Here is a 15,896-nt window from a genome sequence, read left to right on the forward strand (position 1 = left end):
GCCTTTCGGCTATAAATTTCGCAGTGATTCTAAAAGAGATCGTGATCTGTTTTGACTGAGCAAACACCACCCGGCGGCGGGAAGCTCCCGCCAGGCATCGAGCCGATTTCCATCATCGAGGAAATGCAGCGGTCGTATCTCGATTACGCCATGAGCGTTATCGTCAGCCGCGCGCTTCCCGACGTTCGCGATGGTTTGAAGCCCGTTCATCGGCGCATTCTCTATGCGGCGCATCAGAGCGGCTATCACTGGAACCGCAAATATGTGAAGTCGGCCCGTCCCGTCGCCGACGTCATGGGTAGCTATCACCCACACGGCGACGCTTCGATCTATGACGCCTTGGTCCGCATGGCGCAGGATTGGTCGATGCGTGTGCCGCTTATCGACGGGCAGGGCAATTTCGGCTCGATTGACGGCGATCCGCCGGCGGCGATGCGCTACACGGAATCCCGCCTGACGAAGGTCGCCCACGAGCTTCTCGAGGATATCGACAAGGAAACGGTCGATTTCCAGGAAAACTATGACGCGACGACGGAAGAACCCAAGGTTCTGCCGGCACGCTTCCCGAACCTGCTCGTCAACGGCTCCGGCGGCATCGCCGTCGGCATGGCGACGAACATTCCGCCGCACAATCTCTCCGAAGTCATCAACGGCTGCATCGCGCTGATCGACAATCCGGCGATCGAGCTGCCTGAGATGATGGAGATCATCCCCGGTCCGGATTTCCCGACCGGCGCGAAGATCCTCGGCCGCGCCGGCATCCGCTCCGCCTATGAGACGGGCCGCGGCTCCGTGGTCATGCGCGGTGTCGCGACCATCGAGCCGATGCGTGGCGATCGCGAGCAGATCATCATCACCGAGGTTCCCTATCAGGTGAACAAGGCGTCGATGATCGAAAAGATGGCCGAACTCGTGCGCGAGAAGCGCATCGAGGGCATCTCGGACCTACGCGACGAGTCCGACCGCCAGGGCTATCGCGTCGTCGTCGAGCTGAAGCGCGACGCCAATGCCGACGTCATCCTGAACCAGCTTTACCGCTATACGCCGCTGCAGACCTCCTTCGGCTGCAACATGGTGGCGCTGAACGGCGGCAAGCCCGAGCTGATGAACCTGATGGACATGCTGCGCGCTTTCGTGGCTTTCCGCGAGGAAGTCATCAGCCGCCGCACGAAGTATCTGCTGCGCAAGGCGCGCGATCGCGCTCACGTCTTGGTCGGTCTGGCGATTGCCGTCGCCAATATCGATGAAGTCATCCGCGTCATTCGCCAGGCGCCGGATCCGCAATCGGCCCGCGAAGAGCTGATGACGCGCCGCTGGAATGCGGCAGACGTCGAATCTCTTATCCGGCTAATCGACGATCCCCGCCATCGCATCAACGAAGATGGCACCTACAACCTCTCCGAAGAACAGGCGCGCGCCATTCTCGAACTGCGTCTGGCACGCCTGACCGCTCTCGGCCGTGACGAAATCGATGAAGAACTCAATCAGATCGGTGCGGAAATCAAGGACTATCTTGATATTCTCTCGTCACGTGCCCGCATCCAAACCATTGTAAAAGAAGAGCTTGCCGCGGTTCGCGACGAGTTCGGAACGCCGCGCCGCACCGAGATCGTCGATGGCGGTCTCGAGATGGACGATGAGGATCTGATCGCCCGCGAGGATATGGTCGTCACCGTTTCTCATCTGGGCTATATCAAGCGCGTGCCGCTGACGACCTACCGTGCGCAGCGCCGCGGCGGCAAGGGTCGCTCGGGAATGACCACCCGTGACGAGGATTTCGTTACCCGGCTATTCGTTCTCAATACGCACACGCCGGTCCTGTTCTTCTCCTCCCGCGGTATCGTCTACAAGGAAAAGGTCTGGCGTCTGCCGATCGGCACGCCGACATCGCGCGGCAAGGCGCTGATCAACATGCTGCCGCTGGAACCAGGCGAACGCATCACCACGATCATGCCGTTGCCGGAAGACGAGAGCACCTGGGACAATCTCGACGTCATGTTCACGACGACGCGCGGAACCGTGCGCCGCAACAAGCTGTCGGATTTCGTGCAGGTGAACCGCAACGGCAAGATCGCCATGAAGCTGGAGGAGGAGGGCGATGAAATCCTCTCCGTCGAGACCTGCACCGAACATGACGACGTGCTGATGACGACGGCGCTCGGCCAGTGCATCCGCTTCTCCGTATCGGATGTGCGTGTCTTTGCCGGCCGCAATTCGATCGGCGTTCGCGGTATCACGCTTGCACCAGGGGATCGCATCATTTCGATGACGATCGTCCGGCATGTGGATGCCGAGCCGTGGGAGCGCGCAGCCTATCTCAAGCGCTCCGTCAGCGAGCGCCGCTCCGCGACGGGTGACGACGAGGAGATTGCACTGGTCGGTGAAGAAGTCACCGAAGAGGGACAGCTCGGCGACGAGCGCTACGAAGAACTCAAGGCGCTCGAGCAGTTCATCCTGACGGTTTCGGAAAAGGGCTTCGGCAAGCGGTCGTCCTCTTACGATTTCCGCATCTCCGGCCGCGGCGGCAAGGGTATCCGCGCCACCGACACGTCGAAGACGGGCGAGATCGGCGAACTCGTGGCCGCCTTCCCGGTCGAGGATGGCGATCAGATCATGCTCGTCTCGGATGGCGGTCAGCTGATCCGTGTGCCAGTCGGCGGCATCCGCGTCGCCAGCCGCGCCACCAAGGGCGTCACCATCTTCTCTACTGCAAAGGACGAGAAAGTCGTATCCGTCGAGCGTATCAGCGAGCCGGAAGGCGACGAGGATGATGCTTCGGCAGCCGAAGACGATGCTGTTGGCGGTGATGCCGGAGATGCCGGCAACGAGGGTGGCAGCGAAGAATAGTCTTCGCTGTGCCCGCTTGGAGAGCAGTGGGGCTGGGCTGGCCTATCTGCACGCTGAAGGTTTTCGATCGCCTGAGCTTGGCAACAAGCTCAGGCGATTGTCATTTGGAGCAGAGCGCACAGGATCTGGCGGCCGGTTCCTAACCCTTTATTCCGGGCGTTCGTTATTTTGCGAAAAAGCCGGAAGAACCTCCAGGCTTTCCCGCTCGAGCTGTGCGAAAACCTCGTCATAACCAAAGCGGAAATGCCAGCCGAGAACCGTGCCCGCAGATTTCGATGCATAAATGCGATCGATTCTGTCAGGCAGCGACCAGTTTCGCTGTGCAAATTTCGCGGCAAGGCCGGGCGCGCGCAGTTGGATGATGGAGGCGGCATCGGCCGCGAGCGCTTCGCAGTCTTCCGGTTTGAATAACGTGCCGGCGGAAACGATATGTCGTTGAAAATCTTTGCCGCCGTTGGTCAGCGCTGCGACATGGGCATCCGCGACATCACGGATATCGACGCCGCGATGCAGGCGATGAACAGCCATCACATTGGCTGCTTCTGGAAAACTTCGAGACATGCGTAAAACGCGGACCTGCAAATCCGGGCCAGTCATGCCTTTAAGGATCTGCTCGGCTTCCAGTTTCGTGCGGTGATAGATGCTTTTCGGTTGCGGTGCGGTGTCTTCATCGACCCATGTGCAATGACCGGGAACGACCGCGCGACCATAAAGTGCGGTCGTACTGGTAAACACCAGTCGTTTCACGCCGGCAGCCAGCGCCGCTTCCGCCAGCCGCCGTGTCCCGTCCACATTGATGCGGCGAAATTCATCCTCGGAAACCGCGCCGACATGAGGCGCGTGCAGGGCCGCGCAATGGATGACTGCATCCGCACCCGTCAACGCCTGGCGTAACAACGCCGCATCGGTAAAATCTCCGAGTATATGCGTCGTCGAAAATGGCGAACGATCGATGCCTATCACCCTATGGCTTGGCGCCAGCGCATTAAAGATCGCCCGGCCAAGTCGCCCGGAGCTGCCTGTCAGGACAATGCGCATCTTGATCCCTCGATGAACCACGATCACCATAGCATGATTGAAGCAGCTGGCGCGCTTCCTCTTACAAAATCATGCTTTTGCGTGTTGGCAGCAGGGCCTAAGGGAAGCGCCGGGACTATAAGGGCAATAAAAAACCGGACGCTGGCGGGGAAAGCGTCCGGTTCAGGGTCCATCCGAGCATATGTGGCGGGGAGGCGCTCGGTACGCGGAGATCAGAGCGTCTTGTGACGCTTATGCAGCCTCTTGCTCTCTTCGCTTTCGCGATGAAGCGCCGAAATGGTGGATGCGACTGACACGACAAACATGATGCTGATGAAAATTGTAAGCAGCGTCAAAATTGTGAACATGATCGCTCCCTCCTTAGGTGGGACTAGCGTTCAGATCCCTTAGTACTGGCTCGAGGCAACGAAGGGACGAGCCGAAGCAAAGGGACCGTAGATCTTCGACTGGTCGGGTTTCTGATCGTAAAGTGCAACGGTTGCTGCAAGCATTCCCGAAATCATGGCCATCCAAACAACGTTAATAAGGGTGATCTTGTCGGGCATACTCTTCTTCCTTCTTGCCGCAATGTGCAATCTGAGTTTCGGACTGTTAACGCGGCGTTTTCCAAATGGTTCCGCCGATATTGAGAGCTATCTAGCAATGCGTGCCTGAAGCGACCTTGAATGCCTTGTTCATCTGGCGTTCAGATTCGCGATGCGTCTTGCGCATGGCAGTGGCGATTTCTTGGGCAAAATTGATATCTTTGCCGTTTTCCGAGGCGGAATCCCATTCGATCTCATAATTGTCGGAGAAAACATGAACGAGGTATTCGACGAAAAATGAACCGATGATGGCGCCTGCGATGATGAAGACGAGCATGGCATGATGTCCCTGAAACCGAGATCGACGAGCCGTTGAACCAGGCCCGTTTCGATGTTGATGCCAGTAAAGCATTGTCGAGCTGAAACAGGTTTGAACGGCGTGTTCATCTGCAGTTCAGAGGCTGCCGCCGGGTTGCAAATCACTTGCGATACGGCCTCATCCATGACAAAAGGCGTCGAAACAACGAGCCGGCTTGATAATGACGACAGCCTTCTATCCAGGGTCCTTCGACCCGATGACCAACGGACATCTTGATGTCCTCGTGCAGGCGTTGAATGTCGCCGCCAAGGTGATCGTCGCGATCGGCATTCATCCGGGCAAGAAGCCTCTTTTCTCTTTCGAGGAGCGGGCGGAGCTGATCCGCAGGTCGCTCGGTGAGGCTCTGCCGCAGAAGGCGGGCGCTATTTCCGTCGTCGCTTTCGACAATCTGGTCGTCGATGCCGCTCGCGCCCATGGCGCGACCTTGCTGGTGCGTGGCCTGCGTGACGGCACCGATCTTGACTATGAAATGCAGATGGCAGGCATGAACAGGCAGATGGCGCCGGATATTCAGACGCTGTTTCTGCCCGCCGGCACGGCCTCGCGGCCTATAACCGCCACATTGGTGCGGCAGATCGCATCCATGGGCGGCGATGTCAGCGCCTTCGTGCCGTTGGCGGTTCTGGAAGCGCTGAACGGCAAACTCAAAAATAAGGCCAGCGGCAACAGCTGAGCCGAAATCCAATCCCGAACGGAGCATCCATGAAACTCTTTCATATTGCATTGGCAGGATTCCTGAGCCTTGCCGCCTTCGCAGGCAGCGCGTTCTCGGCCGCAGCCGCAGATCTTTTGACCATCCAGCTCAAGGACGGCCCGGTGGTTATCCAGTTGATGCCGGAAGTTGCTCCGAAGCACGTCGCCCAGATCGAAGCGCTGGCGAAGAAGGGCGCTTACGACAACGTCGTGTTCCATCGCGTCATCGATGGCTTCATGGCTCAGACGGGCGACGTTCAGTATGGTAACGCCTCTAAGGGCTTTGATCCGAACAAGGCCGGCACCGGCGGTTCCGATCTGCCGAACCTTCCGGCCGAATTCTCCAAGGTTCCGTTCACGCGCGGCGTTGTCGGTATGGCGCGTGCCCAAGACCCGAACTCCGCCAACTCGCAGTTCTTCATCATGTTCGCCGACGGCGCTTTCCTGAACGGCCAGTACACGATCGTCGGCAAGGTCATCTCGGGCATGGAGCTCGTCGACAAGATCAAACGTGGCGAAGGCCAGAACGGCGAAGTGAGCAATCCAGACAAGATGGTCAAGGTTACCGTCACAAAGAAATAATTCCAAAGCAAACAGAGAGAACAAGGAAACGAACATGGCTGAGATCAAGGATCCAGAAAACACCCTCATCCTGGAAACCACCAAGGGCCAGGTTGTCATTCAGCTTCTGCCGCAGGTCGCTCCGGAGCATGTCGCCCGCATCAAGGAATTGGCGCGCGAAAAGGCTTATGACAACGTTGTTTTCCATCGCGTCATCGACGGGTTCATGGCTCAGACCGGTGATGTCGAGCATGGCAAGGTTGGCGGCAACACCGCCCGCGCCGGCACCGGTGGCTCGTCCAAGCCTGACCTGAAGGCTGAATTCTCCGCAACTCCGCACGTTCGCGGTACGTGCTCGATGGCTCGTTCGCAGAACCCGAACTCGGCCAACTCGCAGTTCTTCATCTGCTTCACCGATGCACCTTGGCTGAACAAGCAGTACTCCGTTTGGGGTCAGGTCATCTCCGGCATGGAATTTGTTGATCAGATCAAGCGCGGCGAGCCGGTAAAGGATCCGGATTCGATCGTCTCCGCGCGGGTTGCCGCCGACGTCTGATCGTGATTATTCCTGAAACCCGCCTCTTGCGCCTTTGGCGTGAGGGGCGGGTTTCGCTTTGCTTGCATGAACTGCCTGGACCAATTGAATGCGTGTTGACCTTTTCGATTTCGATCTGCCGGAGGAGCGTATCGCGCTCAGGCCTGCCGAGCCGCGCGACAGCGCGCGTCTGCTTGTTGTCGATCCGAACAATGGCTCGCATACGCTAAGCGACTATCAGATACAGGATCTGCCATCCTTCCTGCGCCCAGGCGACGCTGTAGTCTTCAACGATACCAAGGTGATCCCAGCGCAGCTGGAAGGCACTCGTCACCGCGAAGGCGCGCCCGGCCAGCAGGTCTCGGCGACCTTGCACATGCGCGCGGCGCCAGATCGCTGGAAGGCGTTTGCCAAGCCCGGCAAGCGTATCAAGATCGGCGATCGCATCCAGTTCGGTCACGGCGAAAATGTCTGCGCGCTCGGTTCGCTCGACGCCACTGTCGAGGAAAAAGGCGAGGGCGGCGAGATTACCCTGCGGTTCGATCTATCCGGTCCCGCTCTCGATGAGGCGATTGCCAGCGTTGGGCATATTCCGCTGCCACCTTACATCGCGGCGAAGCGCCCCGAAGACGAGCGTGATCGCGCCGACTATCAGACGATTTATGCGCGTGAAGAGGGCGCGGTCGCAGCACCCACCGCCGGCCTGCACTTCACGCCATCCTTGTTTGCCGCGCTCGATGCCATGGGCGTCGAGCGGCATTTTGTGACGCTGCATGTCGGCGCCGGCACCTTCCTGCCGGTCAAGGCCGACGATACCGATGACCACAAGATGCATTTCGAGATCGGCTATGTCGATGCCGCCACCGCCGAGAAGCTCAACGCCGTCAAGGCGAGGGGTGGGCGCATCGTCTGCGTCGGCACCACCTCGCTGCGACTGATCGAAAGCGCCGCCGCTGACGACGGCACCATCCAGCCCTGGCAAGGCGCTACCGGCATTTTCATTACGCCCGGCTACCGCTTCAAGGCCGTTGACATGCTGATGACCAATTTCCACTTGCCGCGCTCGACCCTGTTCATGCTCGTATCGGCCTTTGCCGGCCTCGATACGATGCGCGCGGCCTATACCCATGCTATCGAGACGGGCTATCGCTTCTATTCCTATGGCGATGGCAGCCTGCTCTACCGGAAAGACTAGGACGAAATGAGCGAGAGCTTTCAGTTTCAATTGAAGAAGACCGATGGCGGCGCCCGCCTCGGCGAAGTTTCCATGCCGCGCGGGACCATCCGCACGCCGGCCTTCATGCCCGTCGGCACCGTCGGCACCGTTAAGGCCATGTATCTCGACCAGGTGCGCGAGACGGGCGCCGACATTATTCTCGGCAATACCTATCACCTGATGCTGCGTCCGACAGCCGAGCGCGTCGCCCGCCTCGGCGGATTGCATCAGCTGATCCGTTGGCCGCATCCGATCCTGACCGATTCCGGCGGCTTCCAGGTGATGTCGCTGTCCGGTCTGCGTAAACTCGATGAGCAGGGGGTCACCTTCAAATCGCATGTCGACGGCAGCTTGCATCATATGTCGCCGGAGCGATCGATCGAGATCCAGGGATTGCTCGGCTCGGATATCCAGATGCAGCTCGACGAATGCGTCGCTCTGCCGGCAACGCCGAAAGAAATCGAGCGCGCCATGGAAATGTCGTTGCGTTGGGCGGAGCGTTGCAAGGTTGCCTTCGGCAACCAGCCCGGCAAGGCGATGTTCGGCATCGTCCAGGGTGGCGACGTGCCGGAGCTGCGAGTCCGCTCCGCACAGGCGCTAAGCGGTATGGACCTGAAGGGCTATGCGGTCGGCGGCCTTGCCGTCGGCGAGCCGCAGGAAATCATGCTGCGCATGCTTGAGATCACCTTGCCGGAACTGCCGACGGAGAAGCCGCGCTATCTGATGGGCGTCGGCACGCCGGACGACATCCTGAAGTCCGTCGCCCGCGGCATCGACATGTTCGACTGCGTGATGCCGACCCGCTCTGGTCGCCATGGATTGGCCTTCACCCGCCGCGGCAAGGTGAATATCCGCAACGCCCGCCACGCCGAAGACATGCGTCCGCTGGACGAACAGTCCAATTGCCCGGCTTCGCGCGATTATTCCCGCGCCTATCTACATCACCTCGTCCGTGCCAACGAAGCGCTCGGCGGCATGCTGCTCTCCTGGCACAATCTTGCCTACTATCAGGAATTGATGCAGGGCATTCGCCAGGCGATCGCCGAAGGCCGCTTTGCCGATTTCATGGCCGAGACGCAGGAAAACTGGGCGAGGGGTGATCTCGAGCCCGTTTGATTCAGCGACGACGAGGATGCGCCACGCGATCTTGCTCCTATGGCGATTCCGCGCTAACAGAAGCGTGTCGAAAAAGGCAGGGTTGGTTTCGGTAGGCCCAACCCCTTCCGGTTTGGAAGTTCTGCTCCTAGCCATTGGCGATGAGAGCCCGCGACGCGGAACTTGACCATTGTGGTCGAGTGTCTCGCGTTGACGTGGGCCGGGATCGACCGACATGTCTCCGCGGGAATGCCTTTTGGAGCTGTCATGAGACTGAACCACCTGGATCTGCATGTTCCCGATGTCGCCGCGACTCGGGAATTTTTTGTTTCCGTATTCGGCCTGACGGAGGTGGAAACGCGGGGCGCAAATGGCCTTGCCATCCTTCGCGACGACGCCGGACTTGAACTTGTCATCAGCCGGCCTGTCGAGAAATTCGGTGGTGCCGATAGCGTCTCCATCGGTCGCAATACCTATCACATCGGCTTCATGCAGCCGTCTCGAGAGGCGGTCGATCTTCTGTTCGAGCGAGCGAAATCGAGCGGCTGCGAGATTTGGAAACCACCTTCGGCCATACGTGGCAATTGGTCGTTTTATTGTTTCGCACCGGGGCGAATCCTCGTCGAAGTCGGCTGGCGCATGGACCTTGCGCTGTTGGTAAATCATTTATTATCGATTGATTGCTATCCTTAACAAACATCATTTTGAGCCGGCTGGAACGGGCTTGCCTTGGGCAATTTCCGCTTCCGGCCGCGTTTCAAAATGAGCTTGGCGACAATAAAGCATTGGGAAAAATAGCGAATCGGAATAAACGGTCCGTCCGCCTTTGAAAAACGTCATTGGCAGATTTGATTGCGTGGCTGCTTGGAATTTCGAAAAAATCCGGCTAAAACGCATTCTCTTAATCGATAAGGGCTGTACTACCGAAAATAGGAGGCACTTGCCGTTGAGGGCGCAACGCAAATTCGGGGCATGTCTTTCGGGACTATTGGTTGTCGGTTTGGCCGCTACGAGCTGCACGACGACGCAGAAGACAACCCCCACCCCCAGCAATACCACCAAGCCCATTCGTGGCGCTAAAGTAACGTACAATTACACGACGAAGGACAAGGACTGTCTCGAACGTGCAATGTACTTCGAATCAGAGCGTTCCGACCCGAGCGGTTACATGGCTGTCGGTACGGTCGTAATGAACCGGCTGACCTCCGGTGCTTATCCGCCCACGATCTGCGGCGTCGTTGCCCAGGAAAAGCAGTTTGCCCCGGGCGTGATGACCAGGGAAGTCAAGGATCAGGCAAAGCCCGATCTTGAAGTCGCTGCCTCGAAGATCCTGCGCGGCGAACGGCATCCCCAGGTGAAGGACGCGATGTTCTTTCATACCGAAGGCCTGAGATTCCCATACGATAATATGCACTACGTCGCTTATGCCGGCGGCAACGCGTTCTATGAGAAGCGTGGTCGCGATGGCGAATTGCAGACGCCTGCGCCGCTTCCGGCCTATGAGGTTGCGATGAATTACGTGCCCGCGCAGGGCGCGCCGCAATCTCCGTTCGTCCTGCCGGAAACGCAGCCTGCGTCCATGACGTCTGCCGTAGCGGCCTTCACGCCGGTCTCGAATCCGACGGTGACGATGCCGCAGAGTGCCGTCGTCATCCCGACTGCGGTTCCGATCCCGACGCCCGCACCTACGGACATGGCAATTTCAGGACCGCTCTCAAGCGGCGAGACCACATACACGAATACGCCTATGCCGGCTTCGACAGTTGTGATTCCGCAGCCGCGGCCGGAATTCGAAGGCAACGCGCCCGCAGGAAATTCGCTTAGAGTTCGCGGTTAATAAGATCGAGCCCATGCTTTATGACAGCGCGTCTCTTGTTTAGAGATGCGCTGTTTGCGTTTTGTAGCCAGCGATGACTTAGAGCGGTTCCAGCAAAAGTGCGAAGCGGTTTTGCGTCCGGAACTGCGTAAAAACAAGAAGATAGAGCATTTTCGCGATTCGAAGAAAAGCGGAAATGCTTTAAATGCCCTCACTTGCCGTTTTGGCAAGAATCTGCACGCCGTTGATCTTATAACTGCCGTCCGGCTGACGAGTTATCTGGTAGATCGCCGTCCAGTCCTTGTCATCGGTCCCTGTGATCAATACCTCCTGATAGACGACTGCGCCATTGTCGATCGCGCGACTTTTGCCGAAGGCATAGTTGCCGGGATGATAGACCGGCAGGTAGTTCTTCCTCACCATGGCGAAGAAGCTGTCCTTGTCGGGAAAGAGCGCCTTGATGCCAGGTGCGGCGAAGGAATAGGCCGTCGCCGCATCATCGTGCAGGAAAGCTTCGATCTGCTGCTCAATAAGGCTCTGTGCCGTTTGCACCGGATCTTCCGCGTAAGCGAACGGTGCAGAGGCAACGCAGCAGAGAAAAACGGCGAAAGAAAAAGCGCGCATGTCCGTCCCCAGCCATATGGAGAAAGCTTAGCGCGCTTTGATCGCAAGCAGAAGCGATTACTGCCAGCGGCGGAAGAGGGCGCTGGCGTTGACGCCGCCGAAACCGAAACCATTGGAGATTGCGTAGTCCATGGCCATCGGTCGCGCCGTGCCGCCGACAATATCGATGCCCTCGGCCGCCGGATCCGGATCCTGCAGATTGCGCGTTGGCGGCGCGATCTGGTCCCGCAGCGCCATGATGGTGAAGATCGCTTCCATGCCGCCGGCCGCGCCTAGAAGGTGGCCAGTCGCCGCCTTCGTGCCACTGACGGCGATCGCGCCCTCGCGGCCGAAGACGGTCTTAATTGCTTCCATCTCGCCGCGGTCACCGACTTGGGTCGATGTCGCGTGCGCATTCAGGTGTTTGACCTCGGCCGGCGAAATCCGTGCCTGGGTGAGGGCCGCGAGCATAGCCCGGCGTGCGCCATCGCCGTCTTCCGGCCCTGCCGTCATGTGATAGGCATCGGCGGCAGTGCCATAGCCGACAAGCTCGGCAAGCGGCGCGGCACCACGCGCAAGGGCATGCTCTAGCGTCTCGATGACAAGCATGCCGGCGCCTTCACCCATGACGAAGCCGTCACGGCCACTGTCGAAGGGACGGGAGGCTTCCTCGGGGCGATTGCTGAAGCCTGTCGAAAGCGCACGCGCCGCAGCAAAGCCGCCAAGGCTGACCTTGTCGATGCAGGCTTCCGCTCCGCCGCAGATGGCGACATCGGCTTCTCCGGACCGGATCAGCCGCGCCGCATCGCCGATTGCCTGCACGCTGGCGGCACAGGCAGTGACCGGCGCACCGAGCGGCCCCTTGAAGCCATAGCGGATACTCACCTGGCCGGCGGCAAGATTGACGAGGAAGGAGGGGACCGTGAAGGGCGACAAACGCCGCACGCCCTTCGTTTCGGCTGTGCGCACGGCATCGGCGATGGCGGGAAAGCCACCGACGCCCGATGCAATGATCGTGGCCGTCCGCTCCAGAGCGCCCACGTCAGTCGGTTGCCAGCCGGCCTGCAGGATCGCTTCCTCGGCGGCAGCCATGGCGAAGAGGATGAAGCGATCCATCTTCTTCTGGTCTTTGACGGGCACATAGCGATCGGCATCGAAGCCCGCCTCGGGATCTTCGGCGCTATCGGGAACGACGCCGCCGATCTTCGCCCCGAGATCGCCCACCATCTCCTCGGGCAACAGCCTCAGGCCTGAGCGCCCCTCGACAAGCCTCTTCCAGCTTGCATTGACACCCACGCCCAGGGGCGAAACCAGCCCCATGCCGGTGACGACGATACGATCCATCTTTTGCTCCTATTATCTCAGGCGTCGAAGCCCAGAAACCATGCTTTCATCTGGGCAATGCGTTCGTGAACCGCGTCGTCGGCGGCCGGTCCCGGCACGAGGATCGTGTCTTCGGGCTGAAAGGCGCGGCCGGTGACGCGGTCGATGAGAAGTGGGTCGCGATCTTCACCGGTGCTAGCGTCGGCTAGCCGCACGGCGACTTCTTCGGCAGGCAAGTGCCGATTGCCCCAAGTGAAGAGCGCCATCAGCACAGGGAAGAAATCTCGGCCCTTGTCAGTCAAGACATATTCGTGGCGTGGCGGTCGCTCTTGATAGAGCCGTCGCTCAAACAGGCCTTCATCGGTCAGATGCTTGAGCCGGCGCGTCAGAATATTGGGTGCAATTCCAAGGCTTTTCTGGAATTCATCAAACCGCCTCAACCCCTGAAGGGCATCACGCAGGATCAGGATGCTCCACCAGTCGCCGACGCTTTCCAGCGCACGGGCGGCAGGGCATTTGAAGGTGCTGAAGCTCGTTCTTTGCATGGACAGGGCAGATAGCACGAGTAACTATCATTATGCAAGTTACTAGCGCACGCTGACTTCGCATAGGCGAAAGCGCGATCTGCAAGCGCGAAATCTGACTGCTTTCGAGGGTTTTGCCACAAGTTGAAAAAGGCGACCTCTGCGTCGAGGTGTCGATGACCAAAACGAGATGTTTACGGGTTCCGGATTTTCAATAGGGAGGTGCCTTGCGGGCACGTTGCTGTTTTGCTGCCTCGGTCCACCAGGCGAGGTCCTCGGCAAAACGGGGAAACGCCTTCGCAAGGGCATCGCCGCCGTTCCCGGTAGGTTTGCCGTCAGCGTCCAAGGCGGCCGAGATATTGGCGACTGCGAGGGTGCTTGAGATGACCACCATTCCCATCTCGGAAAGGGTGCCATGCCAGGAGACCGCCGCATGGGCGCCGGAAAGGCGGCCGCCGGAATAGCTGGCAATGGCCGCCGGTCGCCAAAACCACTCCTCAAGGTAATGGTCGGTCAGGTTTTTCAGGCCGGGTTGCATACCCCAGTTGTATTCGCCCGTGACGAAGACGAAGGCATCGGCAGTCCGGATTTTCTCCGCAAGCTGCTCCATGGCCGAGGGAGCGGAGCCTTTGGGATATTCTTTATACATCCGGTCCAGCATCGGCAGGCCAACCGTTTTGGCGTCGATGAGCTCTACATCGTTTCCGCGCTGACGCAGGCTGGTTACGAGATAATTCGCGAGACGGATGCCGAGGCGATCCGAGCGGTAGGAACCGTAGAGAACCAGAATACTGTCGGTCATTGTTGATTATGCCCCCACAGTTTTTTGTGACCTTACTCTAGGTCTGCGACTCCGCAGGCACGGAAGCAGACGCCTCTTCCTCCGGAATGTCGTCGAAGGACGCATAATTGAGGTTATAGAGCTTCGAGTAAAGCTTGCCGTTTGCCATCAGCTGATTGTGGTTGCCGCTTTCAAGCAGTTGGCCGTTCTGCAGCACGATGATGCGGTCGGCTTCGCGGATGGTGGCAAGCCGATGGGCGATGACGAGACCCGTGCGGCCTTCGAGCAGCTTCACCAACGCTTTCTGGATCAGCATTTCGGTGTAGCTGTCGATATTCGCAGTGGCTTCGTCGAGTACGAGGATCTTGGCATCGGCGACGAGCGCGCGGGCGAAGCTGACGAGCTGGCGCTGGCCGAGCGAAAGACCGCCGCCGCGCTCGCCGAGAACGGAATCGTAGCCATCCGGAAGGCGCATGATGAACTCATGCGCGCCGACGGCCTTGGCGGCTTCTATGACGTCTTCGCGCGTCGCTTCCGCCTTGTTATAGCGGATGTTCTCCAGCACCGTGCCGGTGAAGAGGAACGGCTCCTGCAGCACCATGGCGATCTGGCGGCCGAGCGAATCCTGGGTGAGGGAGCGCACGTCGTGACCGCCGACCAGTACCTGGCCCTGCTGCACGTCATAGAATCGGTGAATGAGCGCCATCGAACTGGACTTGCCCGAGCCCGTCGGCCCGATCAGCGCCACCGTTTCTCCTGGATTGACCCTGAAGCTGACATTCTTCAGCACAGGGTGCTTTGGATCATAGCCGAAGATCACATCGCGAAATTCCACCGAGCCGTCCATGTCGGCCGACAGCTCGATCGCATCCGGCGCATCTTTGATGTCGACCGGAACGTCGAGCACTTCGGTCAACCGCTGGCCGGAGGCCATGGCGCGCTGCATCACCGAATATTGCATGGTGAGCGAACGGATCGGATCGAAGAAGCGCTGGATGTAGAACAGGAAGGCGACCATGATGCCGACATCGAGCCTGTGGTTCAGCACCATCGAGCCGCCGACGATGATGACGATCGCCATCGCCATACCGGTCAGCGTATCGACGATCGGCACCATGATCTGCGCATAGCGTGCCGCCGTCAGATGCGACTGAAGATTCGTATGTGCCTTGTCGTCGAAAAGAGCGAAATTGACGGCTTGCCGATGCATGCCCTGGACAGCGCGTACGCCATGGATGGCCTCCGCCAGCGCCCCATTGGTGATGGAGTTGGTCTCATGCGCGTTCATGAAGGCGACACGCGCTTTCGGCAGCCAGAACAGCCGCACGATGAAGAGGATCGGCATGACGGAGAGCGTCAGCAGGCCGAGCCGGAAATCGAGCGACAGCATGACGATGACGATACCGAAAAGCAGAGCTATATCGCCGACGGAAAGCACTGAAGTTTCAAGGAATTCCTGCATGGAATTCACGTCGCCCTGCAGGCGCGACATCAAACGTCCGACTTCCGTCTTGTCCATGAAGGACAGAGAGACGCGCTGCAGATGCGCGAACATCGCCCGGCGTATGTCGAACAAGACTTCTTCGGCGACTTGGCCGACAAAGGTTTCTTGTACGTAGCTCGCCCCGTAATTGACGAGGATTGCCGCAGCAAAAATCGCTAGGGACAGCCAGAGCGCGGAGTAATCGATGGCACCGGGTGCCATCGCATTGTCGATCGCATGCCGGATCACAAGCGGGATGACGATCTGCGATCCCGTGAAAAGCAGAACGGCGACGACCGAAATATAGACCTGCCGGCGGTAAGGGCTGACGAAGGCCCAGATGCGGCGGATGATCTTGCTGTCGAAGACCTTGCCAAAGATCTCTTCTTCGACGCGGTGCGAGCCGACAACTGCGCGGGGAGGGCGGCGACCGTCTTCGCGCACATCGTTGCGCTCGGTTTCGGTGATTTCCGACATC

The 15,896-nt window shown here is 59.2% G+C and carries 17 protein-coding genes; 8 read left to right on the top strand and 9 right to left on the bottom strand.

The features are described from left to right. The first annotated feature begins 51 nt into the window (after positions 1 to 51). Complete coding sequence (gene gyrA / locus AC13RE_RS01295; protein WP_488484962.1) at positions 52 to 2,847, top strand: DNA gyrase subunit A; 2,796 nt, start codon at positions 52 to 54, stop codon at positions 2,845 to 2,847. A 147-nt stretch (positions 2,848 to 2,994) separates the two neighbouring features. On the opposite strand, the gene AC13RE_RS01300 is transcribed toward gyrA, so the two are convergent. The 4 genes from AC13RE_RS01300 to AC13RE_RS01315 all read right to left on the bottom strand — a co-directional run bounded on the left by AC13RE_RS01300 (position 2,995) and on the right by AC13RE_RS01315 (position 4,746). Beyond that, positions 2,995 to 3,885 (bottom strand): NAD-dependent epimerase/dehydratase family protein, encoded by an 891-nt coding sequence (locus tag AC13RE_RS01300; RefSeq protein WP_488561673.1) that lies wholly within the window; start codon positions 3,883 to 3,885, stop codon positions 2,995 to 2,997. Positions 3,886 to 4,097: 212 nt separating this feature from the next. After that, positions 4,098 to 4,232 carry a hypothetical protein gene (locus AC13RE_RS01305; protein WP_015339885.1) on the bottom strand — a complete coding sequence of 45 codons (135 nt, stop codon included), beginning with the start codon at positions 4,230 to 4,232 and terminating at the stop codon, positions 4,098 to 4,100. A gap of 39 nt (positions 4,233 to 4,271) precedes the next feature. Then, positions 4,272 to 4,430: a hypothetical protein gene (locus tag AC13RE_RS01310; RefSeq protein WP_015339886.1), complete on the bottom strand. Its 159-nt coding sequence runs from the start codon at positions 4,428 to 4,430 to the stop codon at positions 4,272 to 4,274. 91 nt (positions 4,431 to 4,521) lie between these two features. After that, positions 4,522 to 4,746, bottom strand: a complete 225-nt coding sequence (locus AC13RE_RS01315; protein ID WP_488484964.1) for a hypothetical protein — start codon at positions 4,744 to 4,746, stop codon at positions 4,522 to 4,524. A 202-nt stretch (positions 4,747 to 4,948) separates the two neighbouring features. Between AC13RE_RS01315 and coaD the strand changes: the two genes are divergently transcribed. The 7 genes from coaD (at position 4,949) to AC13RE_RS01350 (ending at position 10,725) form a co-directional block, all read left to right on the top strand. Then, the gene (gene coaD / locus AC13RE_RS01320) at positions 4,949 to 5,461 is read left to right on the top strand and encodes a pantetheine-phosphate adenylyltransferase (RefSeq protein ID WP_488561674.1); all 513 of its coding nucleotides are present in this window, start codon (positions 4,949 to 4,951) and stop codon (positions 5,459 to 5,461) included. 29 nt (positions 5,462 to 5,490) lie between these two features. Next, complete coding sequence (locus AC13RE_RS01325; RefSeq protein WP_488561675.1) at positions 5,491 to 6,063, top strand: peptidylprolyl isomerase; 573 nt, start codon at positions 5,491 to 5,493, stop codon at positions 6,061 to 6,063. Between the two features lie 34 nt (positions 6,064 to 6,097). Beyond that, positions 6,098 to 6,598, top strand: a complete 501-nt coding sequence (locus tag AC13RE_RS01330; RefSeq protein WP_015339890.1) for a peptidylprolyl isomerase — start codon at positions 6,098 to 6,100, stop codon at positions 6,596 to 6,598. An 88-nt stretch (positions 6,599 to 6,686) separates the two neighbouring features. Next, positions 6,687 to 7,772 carry a tRNA preQ1(34) S-adenosylmethionine ribosyltransferase-isomerase QueA gene (gene queA, locus AC13RE_RS01335; RefSeq protein ID WP_488561676.1) on the top strand — a complete coding sequence of 362 codons (1,086 nt, stop codon included), beginning with the start codon at positions 6,687 to 6,689 and terminating at the stop codon, positions 7,770 to 7,772. Positions 7,773 to 7,778: 6 nt separating this feature from the next. Then, a complete protein-coding gene (gene tgt, locus AC13RE_RS01340) occupies positions 7,779 to 8,909 on the top strand; it encodes a tRNA guanosine(34) transglycosylase Tgt (protein WP_488561677.1) in 1,131 nt (376 codons plus the stop codon). 246 nt (positions 8,910 to 9,155) lie between these two features. Further along, positions 9,156 to 9,581 (top strand): VOC family protein, encoded by a 426-nt coding sequence (locus AC13RE_RS01345; protein ID WP_488485013.1) that lies wholly within the window; start codon positions 9,156 to 9,158, stop codon positions 9,579 to 9,581. 253 nt (positions 9,582 to 9,834) lie between these two features. After that, positions 9,835 to 10,725 (top strand): cell wall hydrolase, encoded by an 891-nt coding sequence (locus tag AC13RE_RS01350; protein ID WP_488561678.1) that lies wholly within the window; start codon positions 9,835 to 9,837, stop codon positions 10,723 to 10,725. 180 nt (positions 10,726 to 10,905) lie between these two features. Here AC13RE_RS01350 and AC13RE_RS01355 read toward each other — a convergent pair whose 3' ends face one another. The 5 genes from AC13RE_RS01355 to AC13RE_RS01375 all read right to left on the bottom strand — a co-directional run bounded on the left by AC13RE_RS01355 (position 10,906) and on the right by AC13RE_RS01375 (position 15,895). Beyond that, on the bottom strand, positions 10,906 to 11,328 hold the full coding sequence (locus AC13RE_RS01355) for a DUF4864 domain-containing protein (RefSeq protein WP_488561679.1): 423 nt from the start codon (positions 11,326 to 11,328) through the stop codon (positions 10,906 to 10,908). Positions 11,329 to 11,385: 57 nt separating this feature from the next. Next, on the bottom strand, positions 11,386 to 12,651 hold the full coding sequence (gene fabF / locus AC13RE_RS01360; protein WP_488561680.1) for a beta-ketoacyl-ACP synthase II: 1,266 nt from the start codon (positions 12,649 to 12,651) through the stop codon (positions 11,386 to 11,388). A gap of 17 nt (positions 12,652 to 12,668) precedes the next feature. Further along, positions 12,669 to 13,175 carry a winged helix-turn-helix transcriptional regulator gene (locus AC13RE_RS01365; RefSeq protein WP_488562524.1) on the bottom strand — a complete coding sequence of 169 codons (507 nt, stop codon included), beginning with the start codon at positions 13,173 to 13,175 and terminating at the stop codon, positions 12,669 to 12,671. A 190-nt stretch (positions 13,176 to 13,365) separates the two neighbouring features. Then, the gene (locus AC13RE_RS01370; RefSeq protein WP_488561681.1) at positions 13,366 to 13,956 is read right to left on the bottom strand and encodes an NADPH-dependent FMN reductase; all 591 of its coding nucleotides are present in this window, start codon (positions 13,954 to 13,956) and stop codon (positions 13,366 to 13,368) included. A gap of 37 nt (positions 13,957 to 13,993) precedes the next feature. Further along, entirely contained in the window at positions 13,994 to 15,895 is a 1,902-nt protein-coding gene (locus AC13RE_RS01375; RefSeq protein WP_488561682.1) for an ABC transporter ATP-binding protein, read from the bottom strand. Position 15,896: the final 1 nt, after the last annotated feature.

Source organism: Martinezella sp. CNPSo 3959 (genome assembly GCF_057784355.1).